The following is a 25,755-nucleotide window of genomic DNA, read 5'->3' on the forward strand; positions in this document are numbered from 1 at the left end:
GCTCTAAATTACAAAATGGCACACCAAATTCCGGCAGACGGCACCTTATTACCATTAATGGAAGAGTTCTACACCATACAGGGTGAAGGATTTCATTCCGGAAAAGCAGCCTACTTTATTCGTTTGGGTGGTTGCGATGTAGGTTGTCACTGGTGTGATGTTAAGGAAAGCTGGGATGCAGAATTGCATCCATTGACTGAGGCAGACCAAATCGTAAAAAATGCCGAAAAATTTCCCGGCAAAGCGGTAGTTGTGACTGGTGGAGAACCTCTGATCTATAATCTGGACTATCTTACTTCAGAATTACAGAAAAGAGGAATTAAAACATTCATTGAAACATCCGGCGCCTATCCCCTTTCGGGTACTTGGGACTGGATTTGTCTTTCACCGAAAAAATTCAAAGCCCCGCGCCCCGATATTGCCCCATTAGCCGGTGAATTAAAAGTTATTGTTTTCAATAAGAGTGATTTTAAATGGGCAGAGGAATATGCCGCTACAGTATCCCAAGGATGTAAACTTTATCTTCAGCCTGAATGGTCAAAAGCATCAGAGGTAATCCCTTTGATCATCGATTATGTAATGCAAAATCCAAAATGGGAAATCTCATTGCAGACTCATAAATATCTTAATATTCCTTAATTCTGCTGCCCTTCAGTTTAGCGGCAGTTCTTATTGGTCTGTTTATCCTAGTATTATAACTGTTAAATTAATCAATATACTTAATACAGAATATTTTCTACCTTCATACAAAGGCAAAGCCTTCATAGAATGAAAAAAATACTCTTATTTATAAGTCTTTTACCTTGTGTTTGTTTTGCGCAAAAACAAATATCCTCTCCGATTAAACAGGCGCAAAAATATTACAATCAGGCTAATCAATATTTAGGCTACAAATTGTATGATAAGGCAATCAATGAGTTGAATCAGGCAATCAATCTGGATAAAAATTTTACCGCTGCTTACCAGCAACTGGGTGATATTTATCGAAAATCAGGAAATTATAACAAAGCCCTGAACAGTTACAAGAAAGTTATCGAAATAGATCCCGAATTTTTACCACTGACTTATTTCGGAATTGCCGAAAGCGAGTTGAATACCGGCAATTATGATGATGCACATGAACATTTCAAAAAATATCTTTCTTATCCCGGCCTGAGTTCAGAAAGTAAGCAAAGAACAGCTAAATATATTACTGATTGCCTCTTTAGTATTGAAGCCATAAAGAATCCGGTAAGTTTTAAACCTGTAAATCTGGGTCCCGGAATTAATTCAAAAGAAGAGGAGTATCTACCCGTAATCACTGCTGATGAGAAAATGATCATATTCACCCGTCAGTCTAACAGAAACGAAGATTTTTTCAAAAGTATCAAGCGTGACAGTCTCTGGACTACAGCTGAATATCTGAGCAAAGAGATTAATACCTACAATTACAATGAAGGAGCTCAATGCATCTCTCCGGATGGCAATTATTTGTTTTTTACAGGCTGTAACCGTCCGGATGGTTTGGGCAGATGTGATATTTACATTTCAAGATGGGAAGGAAATGGATGGAGTAAACCCTTTAATATAGGTGCACCTGTAAATACTCCCGGCTGGGAATCTCAGCCCTCTATCAGTGCTGATGGCAGAACCTTATATTTTGTCAGCACCCGAAATGGAGGATACGGTGGATATGACATCTGGAAATCGGATCTCAATCATGACGGATCCTGGGGCTTACCCGTAAATCTTGGGCCTGAAATAAATACATTATATGATGAACAATCACCTTTTATTCATACGGATGATGAAAGTCTATATTTTTCTTCGAATGGCTGGCCCGGACTTGGAAATAAAGATCTGTTCCTAAGCCGTAAAGTTTTTAAGGATGATGTTCAAACAGGATGGCAGAAACCTCAGAATCTGGGATATCCAATCAATACTTTTGGGGAAGAAAGCGGATTGAGTATCAGCAGTAATGGCAAACTTGCTTTCTTTTCTACCAACCAGAAGGGAGGCTTTGGCGGACTTGACATTTACTCATTCGAATTACCGGAAGCGATGAGACCCAATATTGTAACTTATGTTAAAGGACTGGTTTTTGACAAGAATACGAAAGAAATTCTCGACGCTAAAGTTGAAATAATCAACCTGAAAGATGGCAAGGCTATTTTTGATGATATAGCTGATCCTGAGACCGGAGAGTTCCTCGCAACTATGATGGCCGGTAAATCTTTTGGATTAAATGTATCCAAAGAGGGGTATCTCTTCTATTCCGAAAACTTCACACCAAATCTTAACATGATCAATAAGCCCTTTATAATTGAAATTCCTTTACAGAAAATCGAGATTGGCGGACTGGTAATTTTGAATAATATCTTCTTTGAAAGCGGAAAATTCAATCTGCTCCCTGAATCTAAAACCGAATTGCAGCAGCTGATCCGATTCATGAAGGATAATCCATCTGTTTCAATCGAGATTGGCGGACATACTGATGATATTGGAGATGAGAAGTCAAATCTGGAGCTTTCTGAAAACAGGGCTCAAACTGTCTATAATTATCTGGTGAGTAATCATGTTTCTGCCACTAAGATTAGTTATAAAGGTTATGGCGAAGCCCTTCCGATAAATGATAATTCCAATGAAGATAACAGACAAAATAACAGAAGAACAGAATTTAAAATAATAAGAAAATAAAATGGAACAGAATTTTAAAAATCACACCCGTTTAATTACTGGCTATCATAGAGTACTTGCTCTATTTTTATTATCCGGATTAATTGGATCAATTATCAACCTAATTGAATCCTCCGGAACAGATAATCTTTATTCTGCAAGTCTGCTTGTGCTATTGTTCTTATGTTGCATTATGTTATACTGGTATGTTCGGGTTTTCCCGCTTAAAGCCCAGGATCGGGCAATCCGCGCTGAAGAGAATTTCAGGCATTATATTCTGAGTGGCAAGCCTCTACCTTCTGAATTGCGCATCAGTCAGATCGTGGCACTTCGTTTTGCTTCTGATGAAGAGTTTCTGGAGCTTGTCCAAAAGGCCCTAAAAGAGAATATGACAAATAAAGCTATCAAACAGGTTATTAAAATTTGGAAACCTGATTATCATAGAGTTTAAACAGCATTAAATTTAACAAATACTATTAAAAATATTTATCTTTTTACAGAAATTTCTATAAAAGCAATTTTGAAATCTAAACAGTTTTAAATATGAATTCAAAAACAAAACAAAACATATTTGACCGTCGTGAAGCATTAAAAATGCTGGGAATTGGCTCAACTGCAGGCATCATGGGAATGTTTACTACAGTTCCATCTTCCAAAGCTGCAGAACAGGAATCTCCTTTCTATACCCGGGGAATGGCACCTGTTAAAATAACAAGTGTAAAGGCAATTACCTGTGCTCCTGCAGGCTCCAACCTGATTGTTGTAAAAGTTGAGACCTCTGAACCTGGATTATACGGTTTAGGCTGCGCAACTTTCACACAGAGAGCTATGGCTGTGGTCACTGCAATCGACAGTTACCTCAATGATTTCTGTGTTGGAAAGGATGTAGACAATATTGAAGATATGTGGCATGGGGTATATGTGAGTTCATATTGGCGAAATGGGCCTGTGTTGAATAATGCCCTTAGCGGATTGGATCAGGCTTTGTGGGATATTAAAGGTAAGCGGGCGAAAATGCCTGTATATCAACTTCTTGGCGGCAAAGTAAGATTTGCAGTACCTTGTTACGCTCATGCCAGCGGGAGTACGCCTGAGGAAGTCGCAGATAATGTCCAGAAGTTCATGGATGAAGGATATAAATATGTCAGGATACAACAGGGAGGATATGGTGCGGTTGGTGTAACTCAGAAAAAACCGGATTTTAAAGAAGCAGGTTTTGGAGGAGCTAATGATGCTTATATGGATGAACGGACTTATCTGAGATCTGTCCCTAAGATTTTTGAAGCCGTAAGAAAAAAATGTGGTGATGATGTGGAATTATTGCATGATATTCATGAACGTGTTCAGCCAATGGATGCCATCAACATGATCAAGCAGCTCGAGCCCTATCGCCCATATTTTATAGAGGATCCATTTTCTCCCGAAAATATGGAATGGTTCAAACAACTCCGAACCAGTACTTCTGTCCCTATAGCAATGGGCGAACTCTTTAACAATATCAATGAATTTAAACTCCCAATGGTTAACCAATGGTTTGATTATATCCGGATACATATCTCTCAGATCGGGGGCATTACTCCTGCAATGAAAGTAGCAAGGCTTGGAGAATGGTTCAATATTAAAACTGCATGGCACGGACCTGGCGATGTTTCACCTGTAGGACATGCAGCAAATGCACATATCGACCTTGCGGTCTGGAATTTCGGAATACAGGAATCGATTCGTTTTTCAGATAAAATGAAGGAAGTGTTTTCAGGATGCCCAACTATGAAAAATGGCTATATGTATGTTAATGAAGTGCCGGGCCTGGGAGTGGATATCAATGAAAAAGAAGCAGCAAAGTATCCAATAGGTACAAAATCTAACTGGCAGGTGCGAAAAGCAGATGGCACACTAATCAGACCATAACCCTGTTATTAATAAATTATACTATTTTAATAATGCTAAAACACATTTTAACTGTAGGTCTCCTACTCTCCTGCATGCAGGTTATTGCCCAATATCCTGAAGCCAGGATCTCAAATGGGGAAATTGAAGTCAGATTATACTTACCTGATCCAAAACATGGATTTTACCGGGGTAGCAGATTTGATTGGGCAGGAGTAATACCGAGCCTGAAATTCAAGGATCATGAATACTTTGGTGAATGGTACGCCAAACATGATCCTAAAAGACATGATGCAATTACGGGACCTGTTGAAGCATTTGACCCGATTGATTATGATTCAGCTGCACCTGGTGAAACCTTTATTAAGATCGGCATTGGAACAATAAAAAAGATAAATAATAGTCCTTACAGATTCAATGCTCCATTTGAACTGGTTAATACTGGAGAATGGAAAATCCGTAAAAAACATGACCGGGTTATTTTTACGCATAAACTGAATGACGGCAAAGGTTACTCTTATATCTATACCAAAACGGTAAGGTTATTAAAAGGAAAACCTGAGCTTGTATTGGAGCATAACTTAAAGAACACGGGTCAGAAATCCATTAATACGAGCGTTTTTAATCATAATTTCTTTGTTATTGATAATCAGACAACAGGATCAGATTTCACGGTTACCCTGCCCTTTAAAATTGAAAACAAACCAGTCGGAAAAAAATTAATGGATTTTAGTCAAAATAAAATGACTTATATAAGGGATCTTAAAAAAGGAGAAAGTACAATGGAGTACCCTACAGGATATTCAGGTGATAAGGTTGAGGATTATGATTTCAGAATCGAAAACAAAAAAACCGGGGCTGGAGTGAGAATAACTGCTGATCGAGCCTTATCAAAATTCATGTACTGGTCGGTTCCTACCACACTTAGTCCTGAGCCATTTATTAAGGTAGACGCAGAACCGGGAAAAGAATTTAACTGGACTATTAAATATCAGTTTTACACCACAGAAAAATAATCATCAAATAAAAAATATATGATTAACAGAAGATCCTTCCTCAAAACTTCAGGGATTATCGCATTGAGTAGTGTTATACCCGGATGTGCAAATTTAATAAATGGATATCCTGCTCTAAAATATCCGCCATTTGGTTTACAGGTATACACACTATCCAGTATAATTAATGCTTCAGGTGCGGATACTAAAACCGTGCTTAAACAAATTGCTGAACTTGGAATCAAGGAACTTGAGACCGCCACAGGATCCGGTGGTTTATATTACAGACATTCTGCGAGAGATTTTGCGTCTATGGTAAATGATTTAGGTTTAAAATGGATAGGTAATCATGTGGGTGGATTACCGCGTACTGCACAGGTAGCACCGGGCTCAAGAAATCTGAGGGATAATTTGCAACAGATTGTTGATGAAGCAGCTGAAGGCGGATGTGGCTGGGTAATTTGTTCAAGTTCATCAATCAACACGCTTGATGAGATAAAAAGAACCACTGAAATATTTATAAAAGCAGGTGATGCCGCCGCAAAAAACAAAATGAAATTTGCCTACCATAACCATCAGTCGGAATTTACAGCCATAGAAGGCATAAGTGCTTTCGACTATGTTTTAGGCAATACTGATAAAAACAAAGTATTTATGGAACTGGATCTTGCCTGGGCAACAGCAGCTGGTATGGATCCGGTGGCATTGTTTCAAAAATACCCCTATCGATTTCCATTATGGCATGTTAAAGATCTAGACAAAATTACCGGAAGGCCTTGCCCTGTTGGTAAAGGCAAGGTGGATTTTAAACATATTTTTGAGAATTCCAGGCTTTCGGGTGTTAAACATGCCTTTATTGAGCAGGATGGTGCTAAAAGTATCGATGATCCGGCTTCAAGTGTGGAATGGTTAAAAGCTAATATTTACAATAAATCTTAGTTGTTCTCCTCGCTTATTAATCCGGATCAGGCAATTGCCTGCCTTATCCGGATTAATTTGATTAAAAGGTCTTCCAGCAAATCTAAATGAAGCATATTTGCACCATCTGATTTTGCTTGCTCAAGGTCCGGATGGGTTTCTATAAATAATCCATCAGATCCAACAGCTATAGCGGCTTTAGCTATTATTTCTATAAGAGCAGGCTTTCCACCTGTTATACCACTGGGCTGATTAGGTTGCTGCAGGGAGTGGGTACAATCCATTACCACCGGAACACCAAAGGATTTCATTTCTGGTATTCCCCTGAAATCTACAATCATATCCTGATATCCAAAAGTATTACCCCGGTCTGTTAGAATCACATTCAGATTACCAGAATCCTGAACCTTTTCTACTGCAAAGCGCATTGCAGCAGCAGAAAGAAACTGACCTTTTTTTATATTAATCGTTTTCCCTGTATTAGCGGCAGCAATTAAAAGATCTGTTTGGCGACATAAAAATGCGGGTATTTGTAATACGTCCACATACTCGGCTGCCATTGCAGCCTCATGACTCTCATGAATATCTGTTACCGTGGGAACTGCAAATTCACGACTGACACGGGATAGTATCTTAAGTGCCTTTTCATCACCAATTCCTGTAAAGGAATCCAGACGTGACCGGTTTGCTTTTCGGTAGGACCCCTTGAATATCAGAGGAATAGCCAGTTTATCGGTAATATTTACAATGCGTTCTGCTATTTTGAGGGCCATGTCCTCACTTTCTATAGCACAAGGCCCTGCCATTAGAAAAAAATTACCAGAATCGGTATATTTTATTTGCGGTATAGTATTAATCATTAATTTCCTAATTCTGAAACAAATTTTATACGCATTAGCTGCACCTCTTCACGTGTATAATCATCTGTACCAAGTTCAGCCATTGCGGAATCAATCGAATCTGTTTCTGCGGATCTGAAATAAGTGTAAACTTCATCCTGCCTGTCTTCTTCTATCAACTCATCAATGTAATAATTCAGGTTCAATTTAGTACCGGAGTTTACAATGGTTTCCAACTCTCTTAATATTTCATCATATGTAATTCCTTTAGCGGTAGCTATATCCTCCAAAGCGATCTGTCGGTCGATATTTTGAATTATCGACACTTTGAGTGCTGATTTATTGGCAGCACTCTTAATCACAAGATCGACCGGGCGGTCGATATCATTATCATCAACATATTTTTTAATGAGCTCAATAAATGCTTGACCGAATTTCAAAGCCTTCCCGGAACCAACTCCATGAATCTGTTTAAGTTCATCCAAAGATACCGGATAGTGGATGCACATTTCATCCAATGATGGATCCTGAAATACAACAAATGGGGGTAAATTCTTCTGTTTTGCAATTTTTTTCCGAAGTTCTTTTAGCATCTGTAAAAGCTGGGTATCCAGAGCTCCGCTTTGCTGCTGAGACTCTTCAACTTCATCTTCTGCCTGATCCATCAGATAGTTCAGTATAAACTTCAAAGAATGCGGATTTTCAATGAATGAAATACCGGATTTGGTCAGTTTTAATAAGCCATAATTGTCTATATCCTTTTGAACATAATTATTCAGCACTGCCTGACGCAATAAGGATTTCCATAAAATTTCACCCTGCTCCTTTCCTGAACCGAAAAGGGGATGCTTACTATGCCCATAAGAAGCAACCTGGGCATTTTCAATACCCAACATAATATTGATAAAATACTGATCGTCAAACTTTTCACCTAATTCCTTAACCAAGGACAATACATTAAGCAAAGGAGTTTCTGCATCGAAATACTTTTTAGAATGACGGCAATTATCACACATATTATTACATCCGGTCTCATTAAAATTCTCTCCGAAATAATGTAATATCTGTTTACGCCGGCATACAGAAGATTCGGCATAATCAATTACTTCCTTTAAAATTTGAGTTCCTATTTCCCTTTCAGAAACAGGTTTGTCTTTCATAAACTTCGTTAGTTTATCAATATCTTTTTGCGAATAAAAAGCAACGCAAATACCTTCACCACCATCCCTGCCTGAGCGTCCAGTTTCCTGATAGTAACCCTCCATGCTCTTTGGTATATCATGATGAATGACATAACGCACATCCGGTTTGTCAATACCCATACCGAAAGCAATTGTGGCGACGATAACATCTACATCTTCCATCAGAAAATTATCCTGGGTCTCTGCCCTTGTTTTTGGATCAAGCCCTGCATGGTATGGAAGAGCTTTAATTCCATTTAGCTTTAATGCTTCTGCTACCTCTTCAACCTTTTTACGGCTCAGGCAATAAACGATTCCTGATTTCCCGGAATTCATTTTAGCATACCTGACAATCTCTTTGATCACATTACGCTTGGCACGTACTTCGTAAAATAAATTTGGCCGGTTAAAGGATGATTTAAAAAGAGCCGCATTGTTCATCTGCAGATTTTTCTGAATATCCTGCTGAACCTTTGGGGTTGCAGTGGCAGTAAGTGCAATAATTGGAATATGATCACCAATATTGTCAATTACCTGGCGGATTCTACGGTACTCCGGCCGGAAATCATGCCCCCATTCTGAAATACAATGAGCTTCGTCTACAGCGACGAATGAAATGGATACCCCTCTTAAAAATTCAACATTTTCTGCTTTAGTAAGTGATTCAGGGGCTACATACAGCAATTTTGTCTCTCCATTGCTAACATCCTCCTTTACTTTGGTAATCTCAGATTTATTTAATGAAGAATTTAAGAAATGCGCGATACTATCGGTACCTCCAAACGCACGAAGCTGATCTACCTGATTTTTCATCAGGGCAATTAAGGGCGATATGACTATGGCAGTACCTTCACTCATCAGGGCCGGCAACTGGTAACAAATCGACTTCCCGCCACCAGTAGGCATTATGACAAAAGTATCTTTCTTCTGAAGTATACTGGTTATAATTGCCTCCTGATCACCCTTAAAGTTATCAAAGCCAAAAAAATTCTGTAAATTATCAAACAAGGATTTGTTTATTTCCATTGCCTGCCTGGAAAAAATTGAAAATGGGTCATAATAATATTCAAAATAACATATTTTTGCGGATAATTATCTATTTATTAAAAAAAAACTCATTGAAAAGCAATGTTGAAATATTAGAAATCGCAAGAAAAACACTTCTGATTGAAGCTGAAAGTATAAAAAGGCTTGCAGTTCAATTAAATGAAAATTTTTCAGAATTAGTACATCAAATTCTATACCTAAATGCAAGAGTTATAGTAACCGGCATCGGAAAAAGTGCAATTATAGCTCAAAAAATTGTTGCAACCTTCAATTCAACCGGTACCCCATCCATTTTTATGCATGCGGCAGATGCCATTCATGGTGATTTGGGAATGATTCAGAAAGACGATCTGGTGATTTGCATCTCGAAAAGTGGGAATACCCCCGAAATTAAGGTTTTGATCCCATTATTAAAACGGGGAGGGAATAAATTGGTCGGGATGGTTGGCGATAAGGATTCTTTTTTGGCAAAACAATCAGACTGGGTGCTCGACATCTCGGTAGAACAGGAAGCCTGCCCAAATAATCTGGCGCCTACAAGCAGCACAACTGCCCAATTGGCTATGGGTGACGCCTTGGCAGTTAGCTTGCTCGAATGCCGTGAATTCAGCAGTGCTGATTTCGCTAAGTATCATCCGGGAGGTTCATTAGGAAAGCGTCTCTATCTTAAAGCAGCCGATCTGGCCGCCCAAAATGAAAAACCGGCAGTATCTTCCGGAGCCAGCGTTAAAGAGGTAATCATTGAAATCACCAAAAGCCGTTTAGGTGCGGTTGCTGTAGTTGACCATGAAATTCTTAAAGGCATAATTACTGATGGTGACATACGCCGAATGTTGAACAAAAACAGTAGCATTGATGGACTTACTGCAGCAGATATTATGACAATTTCCCCAAAATACATTGATAAAAACGAACTTGCGGTTAACGCGCTTGAGATATTAAGGGAAAATAATATAACACAGATACTTGTGGGAACAGGCACAAAATTTGAAGGCTTTATTCATCTTCACGATCTTTTGAAAGAAGGAATCATTTAAAAGCATTAAATCAATATGAAAAATCATTATGCCCTGATCATGGCAGGAGGAATTGGCAGCAGATTTTGGCCAATAAGTCGTACTGCCCATCCAAAACAATTTATTGATATACTGGGCTCAGGGAAAACCCTCATTCAGCAAACTTATGATCGTTTTATAAAGATCGTACCGAAAAAAAACATCTTTATCCTAACTAATGAATCCTATATTCAGCTGGTAAAAGAACAAATTCCCGATTTGGATGATTCACAGATTCTGGCAGAACCAATTATGCGGAACACCGCTCCCTGCATCGCTTATGGAAGTCATAAAATTCTTAAACTTAACCCGGATGCCTCGATTGTCGTTGCACCTTCTGACCATCTTATTATGGATTCTGAAGAATTTACCCGATGTATAAAAAAATCTCTCGAGACTGCGACAAAATATGATTGCCTTATTTCATTGGGAATCAAACCTTCAAGACCCGATACCGGATATGGTTATATACAATATAATACAAAAAAAATAGGCGATGATTTCTTTATGGTTAAAACATTCACTGAAAAACCTAATAAAGAATTAGCCAAAACTTTTATTCAAAGCGGAGATTTTTTATGGAATGCCGGAATTTTTGTCTGGTCGGTAAAAAGTATCCTGAATGCCTTTAAAAAATATCTGCCAGAGATGAATGATATTTTCAAGGAAGGGCAATCAGTATATAACACCGAAAAAGAACAGGATTTCGTTCATGCTGCATTTTCGCAGTGTACCAACCTCTCTATTGATTATGGAATCATGGAAAAGGCTGAAAACGTTTATGTATTACCATCCGAATTTGGCTGGTCAGATCTTGGAACCTGGGCATCTGTATATGATTTATCAGAAAAGGATTATGTCGGAAACGCTGTAATTCCATCAGAAATGGTCATCATGTATGATTCATCAAATTGTATGGTTAAGGTGCCGAAAGGAAAACTAGTAATCATGCAGGGCCTGCACGACTTTATTGTTGTGGAAGAGAATAATACCTTGCTTATTTGCCCAAGAAGCCAGGAACAGGAAATTAAACAAATCGTAGGTGATGTAAAACAGCGCTTTGGACAGGAGTTTATTTAATAGTAACCTTTTGCCTTACTGCTTCATAAAGCAATATTCCTGCAGATACTGAAACGTTTAGTGACTCAATCTCTCCATACATTGGAATTTTTGCGAGATGATCAGCAATCCTGATCAATTCGGTAGAAATACCACTTTCTTCAGAGCCCATAATGATTGCCGTGGGAACTGTATAATCAACCTGATAAAGATAATCGTTCGTTTTTTCTGTACATGCAACCAGCTGCAAACCAGATTCCTGCAAAAATTTTGCTGTTTTAAACAAATTTTCATGACGGCATACAGGTATCTTGTATAATGCTCCGGCAGAGGTTTTAATTGCATCAGGATTGATCTGTGCCGAACCTTTTGCCGGAACGATTAGTGCATGTACTCCGGCGCATTCTGCTGTCCGGGCAATAGCACCAAAATTTCTAACATCGGTAATACTATCCAATATCAAAACAAATGGAACTTCGCCCTTCTCGTAAATAGAAGGAATTATATTTTCAATTTTATCATAGCTTATCGGAGAAATGAATGCAACAGCACCCTGGTGGTTCTTAGGGGTTAAGCGATTCAGCTTCTCTACAGGAACCAGTTGAAAGCCAATCCCCTGCTCATTTATTAATGCCCGCAGTTCTAAAATTATACCTCCGGTTAACCCACGCTGCAGGTAGAGGTTCTCAATTTCTTTTCCACTCTTTATTGCCTCAATAATTGCCCGGATTCCGAAAACCATCTGGTTAGACTCATGACTTTCACCGTCCCGTCTTCTTTTAAAAGAGTTAGTGTTCATTTCTACAAATTATAGTAAGCAGCGAAGTTAGATAATATTTCCATTTTCATATAAATGACCTATTTTTTTTGAATTAAATCGAAGTTTATCAACATCCTAAAAAGTTATTAACAATTACTATATATTCATTTAAGAGCTTATTTTGGAAATTTCCATAATTTTTAAACAATTTATGTTAATAAAAAAGTGATTAAGACAGCTTAAAGCAAATAGTGTTAATTGCTAAAAAAAATCGTTGTGAAAAACTAAAAAAATTCCGTTTCGATTTTTGTATACTTTTGTTGTTATGAGTTTAGAAAAGGATCAGGAATTTAATAAAAGCAACAAAAATACATTTTCAGCTGAGCGTCGTAACAGGTTGAGTACGATTGCAAGTGGATTGGGGAAGTTACCTCCTCAGGCATTGGATTTGGAAGAAGCTGTTTTGGGTGCTCTGATGCTTGAAAAAGACGCCCTTTCAGCTGTCATTGACATATTAAAACCCGATATCTTTTACAAAGATAGTCACCAGAAAATTTTTGAAGCTATACAGGCACTATTTCAAAAATCCTCACCTGTAGATATATTGACAGTTACAGCTCAATTACGTCAGCAGGGCGACCTCGAAATGATTGGTGGGGCATATTACATTACTGAACTCACTAATCGTGTCGCATCAGCTGCGAACATTGAATATCATGCAAGAATTATTTCACAAAAATTTATTCAGCGGGAGTTGATCAGGATTTCGACAGAAATTATCAGCAATGCCTACGAGGATACGACAGATATTTTTGATTTACTTGATCATGCTGAAAAGAACCTATTCGATATTGCTCAGAACAATTTAAGGAGAGATTCGAGAAAGATGGATGATATCATCCGAGAATCACTTGAAAATCTGGAAAAGATTAAAGATAAAGTAGACGGTTTAACAGGAGTACCTTCCGGATTTACTGCACTTGATCGCATTACCTCAGGCTGGCAGCCTTCTGATCTGGTGATTATTGCTGCAAGACCTGCAATGGGAAAAACAGCTTTTGTATTGAGTTGTGCACGTAATGCTGCCGTACAATTTAATAAACCGGTGGTCTTTTTCTCACTCGAAATGTCTTCAGTTCAATTAGTTAACCGACTGATTTCAGGAGAGACGGAAATCGAACAGGAAAAAATCAAAAAGGGACATTTAGCAGAATGGGAGTGGCAAAAACTTCACTCCAAAATTGGAACACTCACCGAAGCCCCACTATTTATCGACGATACTCCAGCTCTGAATATTTTCGAATTCAGAGCAAAATGCAGACGCTTAAAATCTCAATACGATATCCAAATGATCATTATTGACTACCTGCAGCTAATGCATGGTAAAGGTGATGGTAAAGGTGGCAATCGTGAGCAGGAGATTGGCAGTATTTCAAGAGCTTTAAAATCAGTGGCAAAAGAACTAAATGTACCTGTAATCGCCTTATCTCAGTTGAGCAGGGCAGTAGAAACACGACCAGGAGCAGCTAAAAAGCCTATGCTATCGGATCTTCGTGAATCCGGATCTATTGAGCAGGATGCCGATATGGTTCTGTTCCTTTACCGTCCGGAGTATTATGGCTTAACGGAAGATGAACAGGGACGTTCAACTATTGGCATTGGTGAAGTGATCGTTGCAAAGCATAGAAATGGTGAAACCGGGACTGTTCCATTACGATTTGTCGGTAAATATGTAAAATTTGTGGATTTGGAAGAAGATTTCAGTAATGCATCTGCAAGTAATCCTAATCCATTTGCAGGTATAAGCCCTTCGCAGGATTTTGAAAAACCAAACAACTTTATAATTCGTCCTTCAAGAATGGATGATATGGATGATGAACAACCCTTTTAAGTTTAAAAGAGGTTAAATTAAAGGATTAAGCCCAATAATACCGCTGCCAGAATAATCAGAGGTGTTTTGACTTTTGTATATGCCAGTAAGAGGAAAGTAAGTATGATCAGGCTTACTGAAAGGAAATTTATTCCGACAGGGTGAATCAAAAGCAGAAATGCAGCCCCCATAAAACCTACAGAAACTGCATTTATTCCCGATAAAGAATTCTTTATTCTGGTTATTTTCTTCAGATCATTCCAGAAAGGGACAATAAATAAGATCAGTATTAAACCTGGCAGATTTATGCCTAAAACAGCGATAATGCTTCCAACAATCTGACCATAAATGCTTGCCCCTGAATTTTTCATAGTCATGCCACCTACAAAAGAAGTAAATGAAAACGTAGGACCCGGCAATGCCTGCTGAAAGGCATATCCTGAAAGAAATTGGTCAGATGTCAGGTAAGCTTTCATCTCCACAAATTCGGTATACATAAATGGCACCAAAACCTGCCCTCCACCAAAAATCATGATCCCGTTACGGTAAAAATTTTCAAACATACGAATTGGCAAACTAAACGGGGAAGTACGGTTAATGAGGGCACCAAGACCTGCAAATAATAAAAGTACTCCTATGAAATAAGCTATCTTTCGAGGATTTATATTCGAAAATAGCCTTACTCTCAGATCATTCTCTTCCACTCCCCTGTTGATACTGGACGAAACGATACCCCCGATAAGAATTAAAATCGGAAAGGCATAAGCATTACGAATAAGCAAGGTGGCAAATAATGATCCTGCAGCTAGCCAGTATGATGTTTTTGATTTCAGAACTTTTTCACCGAAAGCGTATGCTGCATAGGCAACAATACCCACTGCAACCGGCTGAATATATTGAAGTACCTGGCCAAATTTTTCCTTTTGTCCCAATAAAGTATAACTTAAAACAGCAAGACACATCATTACTGTTGATGGTAAAATCCAGATAATAAAAGTGCTAATCGCAATAGGGAGTCCTCCAACCTTATAGGCAATTCCTATCAGGGTTTGTGTTGATGACGGTCCGGGAAGGATTTGGGTTAGAGCATTAAGCTCTAACAATTCATTCTCAGTGATATACTGACGTTTTTTGACAAAGTTCTTAAGCATCATTCCAATATGTGCCTGCGCACCGCCAAAAGCGGTCAGTGTAAACAATATTACATCAGTAAGAAAAATAAGCTGACGTTTTCTGAGCATAAAATTTAGTCGTCTTCGTAATCTAAACCATTTGCCGAATTAAATACCGTTTGCAACTCAGAAAAAGCATGGTTATCTCCTTTTCTCCTGGCATATTCCATCCCCTTTCTGTAAATCTCTATGGCTTCCGGCTTTCTGTCAATGATTTCATACAATTTACCTAAATGATAATAAGTTCCAATATAATCGGGATGATTTGTGATTAAATCTTCATAATATAATAAGGCATTTTTATAATCATTAAGGTTAAAATACTCGGTAGCAAGTGCATATTTCAAAAAAGGATCTTCAGGTTCATTTTTAAGAAAATCTAAAAGCTTTTGTAAACGGATATGATGCATATTAATTTGGCTTTTTTGAGTAGATTTGCAAAAACAGAAATCTATATGAAAATATTAGTTTGTGTCAGTAATGTTCCCGATACGACAACAAAAGTAAGTTTTAACAGCGATAATACCCAATTCAATACCGGGGGTGTTCAATATATTTTGAACCCTTATGATGAAATTGCCCTTGCCCGGGCTATTGAGTTGACTGAAGGTGGAAAAGGTACTGTGACTATTATACATGTTGGGGAAATCGGCTCTGAACCTACTATCAGGAAAGCGCTTGCAATTGGTGCTGATGATGCGGTAAGGATAAATTCAACCCCCCGGGATGCTTATTTCGTATCAGCTCAGATCGCTGATTATGCCAGAGATAAAGGCTTTGATATAATTCTAACAGGCAGAGAATCAATTGATTACAATGGATCACAAGTTGCATCCATGATTGGAGAATTTATGGATATCCCCTCCATTTCTATCATCAAAAAATTAGACATCGATGGCAATCAAGCTAGTCTGGTTCGTGAAATTGAAGGAGGAAAAGAAATGCTGACGGTAAACTTCCCTTTTACTGCAAGTTGTGCTGAAGGAGTAGCTGAACCTAAGATTCCTAATATGCGAGGAATAATGTCCGCAAGAACTAAACCATTGGAAGTTATCGAAGCTTCGGGTATTGAAAAACTGTTGGATTTCAAATCCTATTCTATACCAGCACCCCGTGGCTCAGTTACAATGCTGGGTGCAGATGAAACTGAGAAACTGGTTGATTTGTTACATACCAAATCTAAAGTTATTTAAAGCTCTTAAAAATTAATAAAGCCCAATAAGGCTATAAATATAAAAATATGTCAGTTTTAGTATATGTAGAGAACGCTGAGGGTAAATTCAAGAAATCAATCTTTGAGGTGGTTTCCTATGCCGCAGCTATTGCCGAGCAGTTAAAAACAGAATTGATTGCTATTTCAATAGGTAAAGTAGGTCAAGATGATCTGACTGGTCTGGGAAAATATGGAGCTTCAAAAGTACTCAATGTATCAAATGATAACTTAAAGTCCTTTGTCAATCAGGCTTATGCATCAATCATTGCTGACGCAGCAAAAAAAGAAAATTCGACCGTTATTGTTTTATCCAATTCATTTAGCGGTAAAGGACTTGCGCCACGTGTGGCTGTGAAACTTAAGGCTGGACTTGCCGATTCAGCTGTTGATTTACCAGAGATTGAAAACGATAAGTTTTTGATTAAAAAAACAGCCTTTTCAGGAAAGGCATTTGCCATGGTAGAACTGGTATCTGCAATTAAAGTTATCACGCTAAATCCAAATTCGTATCAAGTCAAAGAATCTGGAACTGTAGGCAAAATTGAAGATTTTGCGCCTGAATTTAAGGAATCTGATTTTCGTACAATGGTCACTGACATTGTCAGGGCAAGTGATAAAATTGCACTGCCAGATGCAGAACTTGTCGTTTCAGCGGGTCGTGGAATGAAAGGGCCGGAAAATTGGGGGATGATAGAAGAATTAGCCACTGTATTAGGAGCAGCAACAGCCTGTTCAAAACCCGTATCTGATGCAGGATGGCGCCCTCATGAAGAGCATGTTGGCCAGACCGGAATTGCAGTAAGTCCTAATCTTTACATTGCCATAGGTATTTCAGGTGCAATACAGCACCTTGCAGGGGTCAGTTCATCCAAAACCATTGTAGTAATTAATAAAGACCCTGAAGCTCCCTTTTTCAAGGTTGCGGATTATGGAATTGTAGGAGACGCATTTGAAGTAGTTCCTAAATTAACAGAGGCGATCAAGGCATATAAATCCAATTCCTAATTGCTGGGAAGCCTATTTGAGTTCCAATGATTTATAGCAAATTTAATGAAGAAGATAAAGTTAGATATTGTAGGCCTTTCATACAGCCAAACCCAATCGGGTGCATATGCACTTGTTCTGGGAGAAATTAATGGCCGCAGAAGACTTCCCATCATTATTGGGGCTTTTGAAGCCCAGGCTATAGCAATAGAGATCGAGAAGATGACTCCTAGCCGACCGCTTACCCACGATCTGTTCAAATCCCTGGCAGGTTCATATAATATACACATTCAGGAGGTTATTATTTATAATCTTGTAGATGGAATATTTTTTGCCAAACTAATCTGTTCAGATGGTAAAAAAACTACAGAAATTGATGCCAGAACTTCTGATGCCATTGCCTTGGCTGTGCGTTTTGATTGTCCGATATACACTTATGAATTTATCTTAGCTACTGCCGGAATTGTAATTGAAGGCAATGAATTTGTATTTCTTGAGAATATTGAAGCACCCGCGGAAGAAAAAACTGTCGCCAGTACCATCAACCTCAGTTCCCTGACAGAAGATGAGCTTAAAGCAAAATTAAAAGATTCACTGGCTGAGGAAGCCTATGAAAAGGCTGCAAAAATACGTGATGAGCTTTCAAGAAGAAAATCCTCATAATTTTATTCTTGAAAGTATTAATTCTAATTCTTATTTCTAAATTTCACGTTTTAATCAGAATTTAATATTCTTATGGAGAGATTTACCGGACTGATTGGCGTTGTATTGATTTTTGCAATTGCTTTTCTGATGTCCAATAATAGAAAAGCGATTAACTACAAACTGGTTTTTTCCGGTTTAGCTATCCAGATCTCTCTTGCAGTATTCATACTTAAAATTCCAATCGGTAAAAGTATATTCTCCTGGCTAGGAGATGCGGTTACAAAAATTTTGAATTTTTCACAGGCAGGAGCTGCGTTTGTATTTGGTCCGCTGGTCAATACCGCCAATATGAACAAGGCTTTTGGAAATGGAAATGAGTTTATCTTTTTCTTTAATATTATACCAACAATAATTTTTGTTGCAGTATTGGTAAGTGTCGCCTATTATTTAGGGATTATGCAGCGAATTGTGAAGTTTATAGCCTATATCGTTTATAAATTAATGGGGGTTTCAGGATCTGAAGCACTTTCAAATGTGGCCAGTGCGTTTGTCGGACAAGTTGAAGCTCAAATTATGATCAAACCTTATTTAAAGGGCATGACTATGTCCGAATTATTAGCCTCTATGACTGGCAGTATGGCATGTATTGCAGGTGGTGTAATGGCTGTTTATATTGCTTTGGGTGTGCCGGCTGAATATTTGATTGCTGCAAGTTTAATGGCCGCCCCGGCCGCATTGGTCATTTCCAAAATTGTCTGGCCTGAAACAGAGATTTCAGAAACCAAAGGAAAGGTTTCATTGGAAATCAAGAAAACAAATGCGAATCTTGTTGATGCGATCTCCCATGGTGCAAGTGATGGCTTAAAGGTAGGTTTAAACGTTGTAGCTATGCTAATCGGGTTTATTGCAATTATTGCACTGGTTGATTTTGTACTTGGAAAAATCGGATATGGCCTTCACAGCCTGGGATTGACCCTTTCTTTCATTGGAATCAATTTGCAAACACTTAGTTTAAACCAAATCCTGGGATCACTTTTTTCGGTATTTGCTTATGCAATGGGGGTTCCCGGTAAAGATGCACAGATAGCTGGTTCGCTAATGGGTACTAAAATGGTAATTAATGAATTTGTAGCCTATCTGGACCTTGCTAAGATCAAAGAAACCCTCGATCCGAAAACTATTCTGATTACCAGCTTTGCCTTATGTGGATTTGCGAACTTCAGCTCCATAGCCATTCAGGTTGGAGGAATCGGAGAATTATCTCCGGAGAGACGAACAGACCTGGCCAAACTAGGAATGAGGGCATTGATCTGTGGTACCCTGGCCTCTTATCTTTCTGCAACTATAGCAGGAATATTGATGTAGGATCAAATTAACCTGAGTTCGGCGATATAAGGAACAGCAAATAATGCGGTTATAATTGGTCAGATAAGGCTCTTGAATCACAATGATTTAATTTTGAAAATCAATACCAGTGTGTTATAGGCTGGTTCAGCCCTTTCCTACGGAGTATTTCCGGCAAGAAATCACGTTCTGGTTCAAATTACAAATAGCCGGAAGATACCTCCTCCGGCAAGGTTTATTTTACCCGGGGCTGCTGGTGCGCCCGCAATGTCATTATTCAAGAAGAAAAGGGGGTCGTGGCCTCCGCCACGATGACAGTTCAATATTTAATAGTGGGGAGATCCTGAATTCGTCAGGATCGGAGTGAGTACCGAAAAAAGGCCTTTTCGATGTATAAATCAGCTATCGATAAGACTCCAATTCCGGCCTTGAGCCGGAATCTCCTCTCGACACACAAGGAGTTGTCATTCTCGCGAAAGCGAGAACCTCCTTTGTAATTAACGCGCAATTTATCCTTAAATAATGACATTGGGCTTTCGATAGCAATGTCATTTGAAATAAACCTAAGGGGGTGGCAGCTGTAGCTTTTTTGCAATACGGAATTTCATGATATATACTAAACTGCTGCAAAAATAAAGCAGAACACGGGACTTTCGCGACCGAAGAAGCACAGACCTTGCTCCATTTGTCAAAAAAAAACTCCTATGGATTTAGCCCAAGGAGTTTTTCTATAATTTTAGCAGTGAATTAACGATTCTTTAAATCTATATAAGTTCGAACTGTTTCACCTGTAAATATTTGTCTTGGTCTGCCGATCGGCTCTTTATTCTCACGCATTTCTTTCCATTGTGCTATCCATCCAGGTAAACGACCTAAAGCAAAAAGTACAGTGAACATATCAGTTGGAAAGCCCAAAGCCCGGTAAATGATACCCGAATAAAAATCTACATTGGGATAAAGCTTACGATCAACAAAATATGGATCACTCAAGGCCGCTTTTTCCAGTTTCTTGGCAATATCCAGAACCGGATCATCAATACCCAGCTTATCAAGAATTTCATCACATGCCTTTTTAATGATATTTGCACGCGGATCAAAGTTTTTGTAAACGCGGTGGCCAAATCCCATCAATCGGAAGCTATCGTTTTTATCCTTTGCTTTATTGATCCATTTATCAGTATCTCCTCCATCATTTTTAATCTCCTCAAGCATTTCAATTACAGCTTGGTTTGCACCACCATGAAGCGGCCCCCAAAGTGCCGAAATACCTGCAGAAATGGAAGCGTATAGATTACAGTCCGATGAACCCACCATACGCACGGTAGAAGTTGAACAGTTTTGTTCATGATCAGCATGAAGGATGAACAATACATTCATTGCCTTGACCACTACAGGATCAATTTCAATCTCCTCAGTACGCTGGCCAAAGGTCATGTTCAAAAAATTACTTACGTAATCCAGATTGTTTTGTGGATATATAATCGGATGCCCGAGTGATTTCTTATAAATCCAGGAAACCACAGTAGTCATTTTTGCAAACAACTTGATAATTGTCAGATTTTGTTCCTCCGGAGTTTGCTTGGCATTCAAAGACTCCGGATAAAAAGAAGAAAGTGAGCATATCAGAGAGGAAAGCTGACCCATAGGATGGGATTTCGATGGAAAACCATCGAAAAACTTCTTCATGTCTTCATGTACCAGAGTGTGTCTGGAAATACTTGACTGAAAGGCATCCAATTGCGTTTGATTTGGCAATTCACCATAAATCAATAAATAGGCCACTTCAATAAAAGTGGATTTTTCAGCTAGTTCTTCAATTCCATAACCTCTGTATTTAAGAATCCCATCTTCACCATCCAAAAATGTAATGGCACTTTTAGTTGCACCTGTATTTTTATAGCCAGAATCAAGTGTTATAAACCCACTTGCGTCCCGTAGTTTAGAAATATCAATGGCTCTTTCACCTTCTGTACCGGTAATGATTGGCAGTTCGTAAGTTTGTTCTCCTATTTTTAAGGACGCTGATTCTGACATATAATTCGAATAGTTGATTCACAAAACTAATAATTATGTGCGCTTTTGAGCTAATTTTCGTAAAAGCTTTTGCAATATTTTTGTTAAAAAACTTAAAAAGTATGCAATAAGTTAAAAACAAGTGGAATAAATGGAATTTAATAAAACTGATTATAGCTTTTTAGTCAGGATTTCTTTTACCTCACCGCAATTCAGCATTTCATCCCCATAATAAGGATTCATGATCTCTTTTTGAGAGGATAGCCAAAATCCACCTTCTCCTTCATTGGCCATCGGACAATATTGTACATATATACTCCCTGACGAAATCTCAGATTTTTTAAACAATGTAATCACTTCATTGCTTAGAGCGGTAAAATTGCTGCGTTGATCTGAAAGATCAGTACTATTCGCAATTTTATCTGCTAATACTGCGGTATTTTCAGATCCTTTTACCATACGTAAAGCTGCACTTAATTCTGCTGCTGCAACTCTGGCCTCAGATGCATTTGAAGTAACAAGAACATCTTTTAGTTCTTCATAACATTTATAAGCCTGATTAACAGATGTGTCTTGTAGCTCGACCGGAACTGCAGGCACCATGGCAAGTGAATCACTTTCCGGACTCTTTTGGTTTTCCTGAGACTGGTTACAGGCAGCGAACAAAACTGCCATTGTCAAAATTGAAATACTAAGTTTTAGTTTATACATGATAATTGGATTTTATACCCCAAATATCGAAATTTTAATGAAATAAGACACGAAATGGGGATAATCAAAGCAAAAGAAACACAAAGGGTGATTAAAAAAATTAGTTGAATTATCTTTTAAGTATCAGATACCCTCTATTTATTTTTTTTGCCCGCACTACGTCGGAACTATTCCGGCTTTCTTTTTAAGATCAAATGAAGGCTTAATGTTTGCTTATTTGGTCTTCATTTGTTTCTTTGTCCTTACATACAATTCCTCTACTTTTCCCCTGGCCCAGGGAGTTTTCCGCAGAAATTTAAGGGAAGATTGTACACTTGGGTTCTCATTGAAGCATTTGATCCTTATAAGCGTACCCAGCTTTTCGAAACCATAATAATCTCTCAGAAAGGCAACAATGGTTTCTAATGTGAGGCCATGAAGAGGGTTATTTTCTTGATTTTCGGACATGATATTTTGATAAAGTTAAGATGTTCATTGTTATAACCAAGTGTGATCATCTATGCATTCAAATGCAAAGCATATTTATTGTGTAAATTGCAATCTTAACGATACATAAAAATACAACATGAATTTTAAATTAGGGGAATTTGTACGTTTCGTTGAAGAACGCAGGGAAGGCTATATTACCAGGATCATTGATGATACCACCATTGCCGTCACAGACGAGGAAGGTTTTGAAATCCCGGTGCTCGCTAGTCAGGTTACCCGCGTACACGGACACTCGACTGAAAGTGATGAAAATAATAAAATTGATGTCCAAGGACCGGCCGAATTTATCTCCACAGGTATTTTTCTCGCAGTGGCAAGTGATAAAAAGGCTGGTGCCGTGGTGCATTTCCATATCATAAACACCAGCTCATTTCAACTCCTGCTAACTCTCAACACCGAGAAGCAGAATAAATTCAAGGGTGAGTTTAGCGGACTAATCAAAGCTAGCTCATCTGCAGAGCTCTATTCAGCATCACTGAATGAGCTCGATCAATGGCCGAAAATACATCTTCAGATTCTCTGCTACACTCCCAACCCGACCATGATCAGCAAACCGATTGAATACTCTGAGAAATTCCGGGCGAAAGACTTTGCCGGTTCAAAAAAGAACTCTCCGTACCTCGATCAGCCGGCCTGGTTAATCCAACTCGATGCTTCAGAACCCCTAATCGACCCTCAGAAGCTCCTCGAAAGTTTCTTTAAACCTGCTGCCGAAAAACAGGTGCTGGACAATCCCGGTAAGGAAGTAGATCTACACATCGAAAAATTAAGAGATGATTATCAGTTCCTGAATAGCTCAGAAATTTTGGATATTCAGATAAACCATTTTCGAAAATCTCTCGATGCAGCAATAGTTCATAAAATACCCTCTATCATCTTTATTCATGGCTCGGGAAACGGCACTTTAAGAAATGAAATACATAAAATCATCAGCAAACATGCCCAGGTCAAAACGTTTATGGATGCACATAAAGAGCGCTTTGGTTATGGGGCAACGGAGGTGTTTTTTAAATAGAGGCAGGAATCAAGACTAAATTCCGGTTCATTGAAAACCTAAACTTGGTTCTACAGCACCGCTCAACGTATACTCAAAGACCGCTCAACGCATACTCATTGACCTCTCATTGTATATCCACTGATCGGTACAGGACTAGTTCAGAACCGGTACAGAAACGCTCATTAACCAATTGCAGATTACAATTTGAAACAACAAAAATTATTAACTTTGCATTTTTACAAAAAAGCCCTGATGTGATTAATTCACATTCCCCAAATATTATGCTCAATCAAGAAATAGAAAAGCGAAAAACCTTTGCCATTATTAGCCACCCCGATGCTGGAAAAACAACCCTGACAGAAAAATTCCTTTTGTTTGGCGGTGCCATCAATACCGCAGGTACAGTAAAACGAAATAAAGCAAATCAAAGCAGCACATCCGATTTCATGGAAATTGAAAAGCAGCGCGGTATTTCAGTTGCTACTTCAGTGATGGGTTTTGAATATAAGGGCAAACGAATCAATATTCTGGATACACCCGGGCATAAGGATTTTGCTGAAGACACTTACCGGACCTTATCTGCTGTAGATAGTGTTATTCTGGTTGTCGACAGTGTGAAAGGTGTAGAAGAGCAAACTCAAAAGCTTATGGATGTCTGCAGGATGCGGAATACTCCTGTCATCATATTCGTTAATAAACTTGACCGTGAAGGGAAAGACACTTTTGAGCTGCTTGATGAACTTGAAAACAAATTAAATATCAGTGTTTGTCCCTTATCATGGCCAATAGGACAAGGTTATAATTTCAAAGGGGTCTATAATATATTCGAAAAGCAACTTAATTTATTCAAACCCGATAAAGCGAAAATAACAGAGCCTGTAATTCAGGTTAAAGATCTAAATGATACCCTCCTGACCCAATTTCTACAGCCTAAAGAACTTAAAACCCTACAGGATGACCTCGAACTGGTTGATGGAATTTATGGAAAACTGGATAAAGAACTCTATCTGGATGGCCTTCTTGCCCCTGTATTCTTCGGAAGTGCTATAAATAATTTCGGGATTCGCGAATTGCTTGACACATTCGTAGCCATTGCTCCAAGCCCAAAAAGCCGGGAAGCCAATGAAAGAATGGTTATGGCGAATGAAAAGAATTTTACAGGTTTTGTATTTAAGATCCATGCTAACCTTGATCCGAACCATCGTGACAGAATTGCGTTTTTAAGAATATGTTCAGGCAAGTTTGAGCGTAATAAATTCTTCTATCATACCCGACTGAATAAAAAATTAAAATTCTCCAATCCAGTAGATTTTATGGCGAATGAAAAAAGTCTGGTGGAAGAAGCATGGCCTGGTGATGTTGTAGGACTCTATGACAGCGGGAATTTTAAGATTGGTGATACCTTAAGCGAAGGCGAACAATTACAGTTTAAGGGTATTCCGAGCTTTTCTCCGGAAATATTCAAAGAGGTTGAAAACCGTGACCCATTGAAATCAAAGCAGCTTGAAAAAGGATTGCAGCAATTAACAGAAGAGGGTGTTGCTCAATTATTCGTACAACAACCCGGAAACCGAAAAATCATTGGTACGGTCGGAGAACTTCAATATGAGGTGATAGTGTTCAGATTGCAGCATGAATATGGTGCAAAATGTGCATTCAGACCGCTTACATTCAAAAAATCAAGTTGGATGACTTCGAAGGACAAGAAAAATATAAATGAAATAATTCAACGCAGGCATCATCATATTGCAACGGATAAAGACGGAAATCCTGTATTTCTGGCAGATAACGACTGGACATTAAATCTTGCAAAGCGTGATTTTCCTGAAATTGAATTTCACAACACTTCTGAATTTAAGAGGCAACAAGCTTAAATTGGTAAATTATAAGTCCTGATGAGTTAAGCATCAGGACTTATAAG

23 protein-coding genes are annotated in these 25,755 nt (G+C 38.5%); 15 read left to right on the plus strand and 8 right to left on the minus strand.

The features are described from left to right. Positions 1 to 15: 15 nt before the first annotated feature. The 6 genes from Q8S11_RS16475 (at position 16) to Q8S11_RS16500 (ending at position 6,476) form a co-directional block, all read left to right on the plus strand. Complete coding sequence (locus Q8S11_RS16475) at positions 16 to 639, plus strand: 7-carboxy-7-deazaguanine synthase QueE (RefSeq protein ID WP_305663222.1); 624 nt, start codon at positions 16 to 18, stop codon at positions 637 to 639. Positions 640 to 768: 129 nt separating this feature from the next. After that, positions 769 to 2,676, plus strand: coding sequence for an OmpA family protein (locus Q8S11_RS16480; protein WP_305663223.1), 1,908 nt, complete (start codon positions 769 to 771; stop codon positions 2,674 to 2,676). Between the two features lies 1 nt (position 2,677). Continuing rightward, positions 2,678 to 3,106 (plus strand): DUF6526 family protein, encoded by a 429-nt coding sequence (locus Q8S11_RS16485; protein ID WP_305663224.1) that lies wholly within the window; start codon positions 2,678 to 2,680, stop codon positions 3,104 to 3,106. A gap of 92 nt (positions 3,107 to 3,198) precedes the next feature. Then, positions 3,199 to 4,563: an enolase C-terminal domain-like protein gene (locus Q8S11_RS16490; protein ID WP_305663225.1), complete on the plus strand. Its 1,365-nt coding sequence runs from the start codon at positions 3,199 to 3,201 to the stop codon at positions 4,561 to 4,563. Between the two features lie 32 nt (positions 4,564 to 4,595). Then, entirely contained in the window at positions 4,596 to 5,558 is a 963-nt protein-coding gene (locus Q8S11_RS16495; protein WP_305663226.1) for a hypothetical protein, read from the plus strand. A gap of 18 nt (positions 5,559 to 5,576) precedes the next feature. Next, entirely contained in the window at positions 5,577 to 6,476 is a 900-nt protein-coding gene (locus tag Q8S11_RS16500) for a sugar phosphate isomerase/epimerase (protein WP_305663227.1), read from the plus strand. A gap of 26 nt (positions 6,477 to 6,502) precedes the next feature. Here the strand turns inward: Q8S11_RS16500 and kdsA are convergent, their stop codons facing one another. Both kdsA and recQ read right to left on the minus strand, forming a co-directional pair. Continuing rightward, positions 6,503 to 7,315 (minus strand): 3-deoxy-8-phosphooctulonate synthase, encoded by an 813-nt coding sequence (gene kdsA, locus Q8S11_RS16505; protein WP_305663228.1) that lies wholly within the window; start codon positions 7,313 to 7,315, stop codon positions 6,503 to 6,505. Next, a complete protein-coding gene (gene recQ / locus Q8S11_RS16510) occupies positions 7,315 to 9,501 on the minus strand; it encodes a DNA helicase RecQ (protein ID WP_305663229.1) in 2,187 nt (728 codons plus the stop codon). The genes kdsA and recQ overlap by 1 nt, the downstream gene beginning before the upstream one ends. Positions 9,502 to 9,593: 92 nt before the next feature. Here recQ and Q8S11_RS16515 point away from each other — a divergent pair, with 92 nt between their 5' ends. Both Q8S11_RS16515 and Q8S11_RS16520 read left to right on the plus strand, forming a co-directional pair. After that, entirely contained in the window at positions 9,594 to 10,559 is a 966-nt protein-coding gene (locus Q8S11_RS16515) for an SIS domain-containing protein (RefSeq protein WP_305663230.1), read from the plus strand. A 15-nt stretch (positions 10,560 to 10,574) separates the two neighbouring features. Then, on the plus strand, positions 10,575 to 11,657 hold the full coding sequence (locus Q8S11_RS16520; RefSeq protein ID WP_305663231.1) for a mannose-1-phosphate guanylyltransferase: 1,083 nt from the start codon (positions 10,575 to 10,577) through the stop codon (positions 11,655 to 11,657). Here the strand turns inward: Q8S11_RS16520 and rlmB are convergent. Continuing rightward, positions 11,650 to 12,435, minus strand: coding sequence for a 23S rRNA (guanosine(2251)-2'-O)-methyltransferase RlmB (gene rlmB, locus Q8S11_RS16525; protein ID WP_305663232.1), 786 nt, complete (start codon positions 12,433 to 12,435; stop codon positions 11,650 to 11,652). The genes Q8S11_RS16520 and rlmB overlap by 8 nt on opposite strands. Before the next feature lie 286 nt (positions 12,436 to 12,721). Between rlmB and dnaB the strand changes: the two genes are divergently transcribed. Beyond that, positions 12,722 to 14,287, plus strand: coding sequence for a replicative DNA helicase (dnaB, locus tag Q8S11_RS16530; protein WP_305663233.1), 1,566 nt, complete (start codon positions 12,722 to 12,724; stop codon positions 14,285 to 14,287). Positions 14,288 to 14,304: 17 nt separating this feature from the next. Here the strand turns inward: dnaB and chrA are convergent, their stop codons facing one another. Continuing rightward, complete coding sequence (gene chrA, locus Q8S11_RS16535) at positions 14,305 to 15,507, minus strand: chromate efflux transporter (RefSeq protein ID WP_305663234.1); 1,203 nt, start codon at positions 15,505 to 15,507, stop codon at positions 14,305 to 14,307. A gap of 5 nt (positions 15,508 to 15,512) precedes the next feature. Then, positions 15,513 to 15,848 (minus strand): tetratricopeptide repeat protein, encoded by a 336-nt coding sequence (locus tag Q8S11_RS16540; protein ID WP_305663235.1) that lies wholly within the window; start codon positions 15,846 to 15,848, stop codon positions 15,513 to 15,515. A 45-nt stretch (positions 15,849 to 15,893) separates the two neighbouring features. On the opposite strand from Q8S11_RS16540, the gene Q8S11_RS16545 reads away from it, so the two are divergent. From Q8S11_RS16545 to Q8S11_RS16560, 4 genes are all read left to right on the plus strand, one after another. Continuing rightward, positions 15,894 to 16,631 carry an electron transfer flavoprotein subunit beta/FixA family protein gene (locus Q8S11_RS16545; protein ID WP_305663236.1) on the plus strand — a complete coding sequence of 246 codons (738 nt, stop codon included), beginning with the start codon at positions 15,894 to 15,896 and terminating at the stop codon, positions 16,629 to 16,631. A 47-nt stretch (positions 16,632 to 16,678) separates the two neighbouring features. After that, positions 16,679 to 17,656, plus strand: a complete 978-nt coding sequence (locus tag Q8S11_RS16550) for an electron transfer flavoprotein subunit alpha/FixB family protein (RefSeq protein WP_305663237.1) — start codon at positions 16,679 to 16,681, stop codon at positions 17,654 to 17,656. Between the two features lie 45 nt (positions 17,657 to 17,701). Further along, positions 17,702 to 18,298, plus strand: coding sequence for a bifunctional nuclease family protein (locus tag Q8S11_RS16555; protein WP_305663238.1), 597 nt, complete (start codon positions 17,702 to 17,704; stop codon positions 18,296 to 18,298). Positions 18,299 to 18,370: 72 nt separating this feature from the next. Continuing rightward, complete coding sequence (locus tag Q8S11_RS16560; protein WP_305663239.1) at positions 18,371 to 19,645, plus strand: NupC/NupG family nucleoside CNT transporter; 1,275 nt, start codon at positions 18,371 to 18,373, stop codon at positions 19,643 to 19,645. Between the two features lie 726 nt (positions 19,646 to 20,371). On the opposite strand, the gene Q8S11_RS16565 is transcribed toward Q8S11_RS16560, so the two are convergent. From Q8S11_RS16565 to Q8S11_RS16575, 3 genes are all read right to left on the minus strand, one after another. After that, entirely contained in the window at positions 20,372 to 21,658 is a 1,287-nt protein-coding gene (locus Q8S11_RS16565; protein ID WP_305663240.1) for a citrate synthase, read from the minus strand. 150 nt (positions 21,659 to 21,808) lie between these two features. Then, a complete protein-coding gene (locus Q8S11_RS16570) occupies positions 21,809 to 22,348 on the minus strand; it encodes a DUF3347 domain-containing protein (protein ID WP_305663241.1) in 540 nt (179 codons plus the stop codon). 213 nt (positions 22,349 to 22,561) lie between these two features. Next, the gene (locus Q8S11_RS16575) at positions 22,562 to 22,795 is read right to left on the minus strand and encodes a VF530 family protein (RefSeq protein ID WP_305663242.1); all 234 of its coding nucleotides are present in this window, start codon (positions 22,793 to 22,795) and stop codon (positions 22,562 to 22,564) included. Positions 22,796 to 22,913: 118 nt separating this feature from the next. On the opposite strand from Q8S11_RS16575, the gene Q8S11_RS16580 reads away from it, so the two are divergent. Further along, on the plus strand, positions 22,914 to 23,852 hold the full coding sequence (locus tag Q8S11_RS16580) for a Smr/MutS family protein (RefSeq protein WP_305663243.1): 939 nt from the start codon (positions 22,914 to 22,916) through the stop codon (positions 23,850 to 23,852). A 263-nt stretch (positions 23,853 to 24,115) separates the two neighbouring features. Further along, a complete protein-coding gene (locus Q8S11_RS16585; protein ID WP_305663244.1) occupies positions 24,116 to 25,708 on the plus strand; it encodes a peptide chain release factor 3 in 1,593 nt (530 codons plus the stop codon). The last annotated feature ends 47 nt before the right edge of the window (positions 25,709 to 25,755 follow it).

The organism is Daejeonella sp., assembly GCF_030695525.1.
In the GTDB taxonomy this organism is placed as follows: domain Bacteria; phylum Bacteroidota; class Bacteroidia; order Sphingobacteriales; family Sphingobacteriaceae; genus Daejeonella.

Bases quoted from the DNA above. Each gene is read 5' to 3' on its own strand.
- Q8S11_RS16475 (WP_305663222.1), top strand. From the start codon at position 16: ATGGCACACCAAATTCCGGCAGACGGCACCTTATTACCATTAATGGAA.
- Q8S11_RS16480 (WP_305663223.1), top strand. From the start codon at position 769: ATGAAAAAAATACTCTTATTTATAAGTCTTTTACCTTGTGTTTGTTTT.
- Q8S11_RS16485 (WP_305663224.1), top strand. From the start codon at position 2,678: ATGGAACAGAATTTTAAAAATCACACCCGTTTAATTACTGGCTATCAT.
- Q8S11_RS16490 (WP_305663225.1), top strand. From the start codon at position 3,199: ATGAATTCAAAAACAAAACAAAACATATTTGACCGTCGTGAAGCATTA.
- Q8S11_RS16495 (WP_305663226.1), top strand. From the start codon at position 4,596: ATGCTAAAACACATTTTAACTGTAGGTCTCCTACTCTCCTGCATGCAG.
- Q8S11_RS16500 (WP_305663227.1), top strand. From the start codon at position 5,577: ATGATTAACAGAAGATCCTTCCTCAAAACTTCAGGGATTATCGCATTG.
- kdsA (WP_305663228.1), bottom strand. From the start codon at position 7,315: ATGATTAATACTATACCGCAAATAAAATATACCGATTCTGGTAATTTT.
- recQ (WP_305663229.1), bottom strand. From the start codon at position 9,501: ATGGAAATAAACAAATCCTTGTTTGATAATTTACAGAATTTTTTTGGC.
- Q8S11_RS16520 (WP_305663231.1), top strand. From the start codon at position 10,575: ATGAAAAATCATTATGCCCTGATCATGGCAGGAGGAATTGGCAGCAGA.
- rlmB (WP_305663232.1), bottom strand. From the start codon at position 12,435: ATGAACACTAACTCTTTTAAAAGAAGACGGGACGGTGAAAGTCATGAG.
- dnaB (WP_305663233.1), top strand. From the start codon at position 12,722: ATGAGTTTAGAAAAGGATCAGGAATTTAATAAAAGCAACAAAAATACA.
- chrA (WP_305663234.1), bottom strand. From the start codon at position 15,507: ATGCTCAGAAAACGTCAGCTTATTTTTCTTACTGATGTAATATTGTTT.
- Q8S11_RS16540 (WP_305663235.1), bottom strand. From the start codon at position 15,848: ATGCATCATATCCGTTTACAAAAGCTTTTAGATTTTCTTAAAAATGAA.
- Q8S11_RS16545 (WP_305663236.1), top strand. From the start codon at position 15,894: ATGAAAATATTAGTTTGTGTCAGTAATGTTCCCGATACGACAACAAAA.
- Q8S11_RS16550 (WP_305663237.1), top strand. From the start codon at position 16,679: ATGTCAGTTTTAGTATATGTAGAGAACGCTGAGGGTAAATTCAAGAAA.
- Q8S11_RS16555 (WP_305663238.1), top strand. From the start codon at position 17,702: ATGAAGAAGATAAAGTTAGATATTGTAGGCCTTTCATACAGCCAAACC.
- Q8S11_RS16560 (WP_305663239.1), top strand. From the start codon at position 18,371: ATGGAGAGATTTACCGGACTGATTGGCGTTGTATTGATTTTTGCAATT.
- Q8S11_RS16565 (WP_305663240.1), bottom strand. From the start codon at position 21,658: ATGTCAGAATCAGCGTCCTTAAAAATAGGAGAACAAACTTACGAACTG.
- Q8S11_RS16570 (WP_305663241.1), bottom strand. From the start codon at position 22,348: ATGTATAAACTAAAACTTAGTATTTCAATTTTGACAATGGCAGTTTTG.
- Q8S11_RS16575 (WP_305663242.1), bottom strand. From the start codon at position 22,795: ATGTCCGAAAATCAAGAAAATAACCCTCTTCATGGCCTCACATTAGAA.
- Q8S11_RS16580 (WP_305663243.1), top strand. From the start codon at position 22,914: ATGAATTTTAAATTAGGGGAATTTGTACGTTTCGTTGAAGAACGCAGG.
- Q8S11_RS16585 (WP_305663244.1), top strand. From the start codon at position 24,116: ATGCTCAATCAAGAAATAGAAAAGCGAAAAACCTTTGCCATTATTAGC.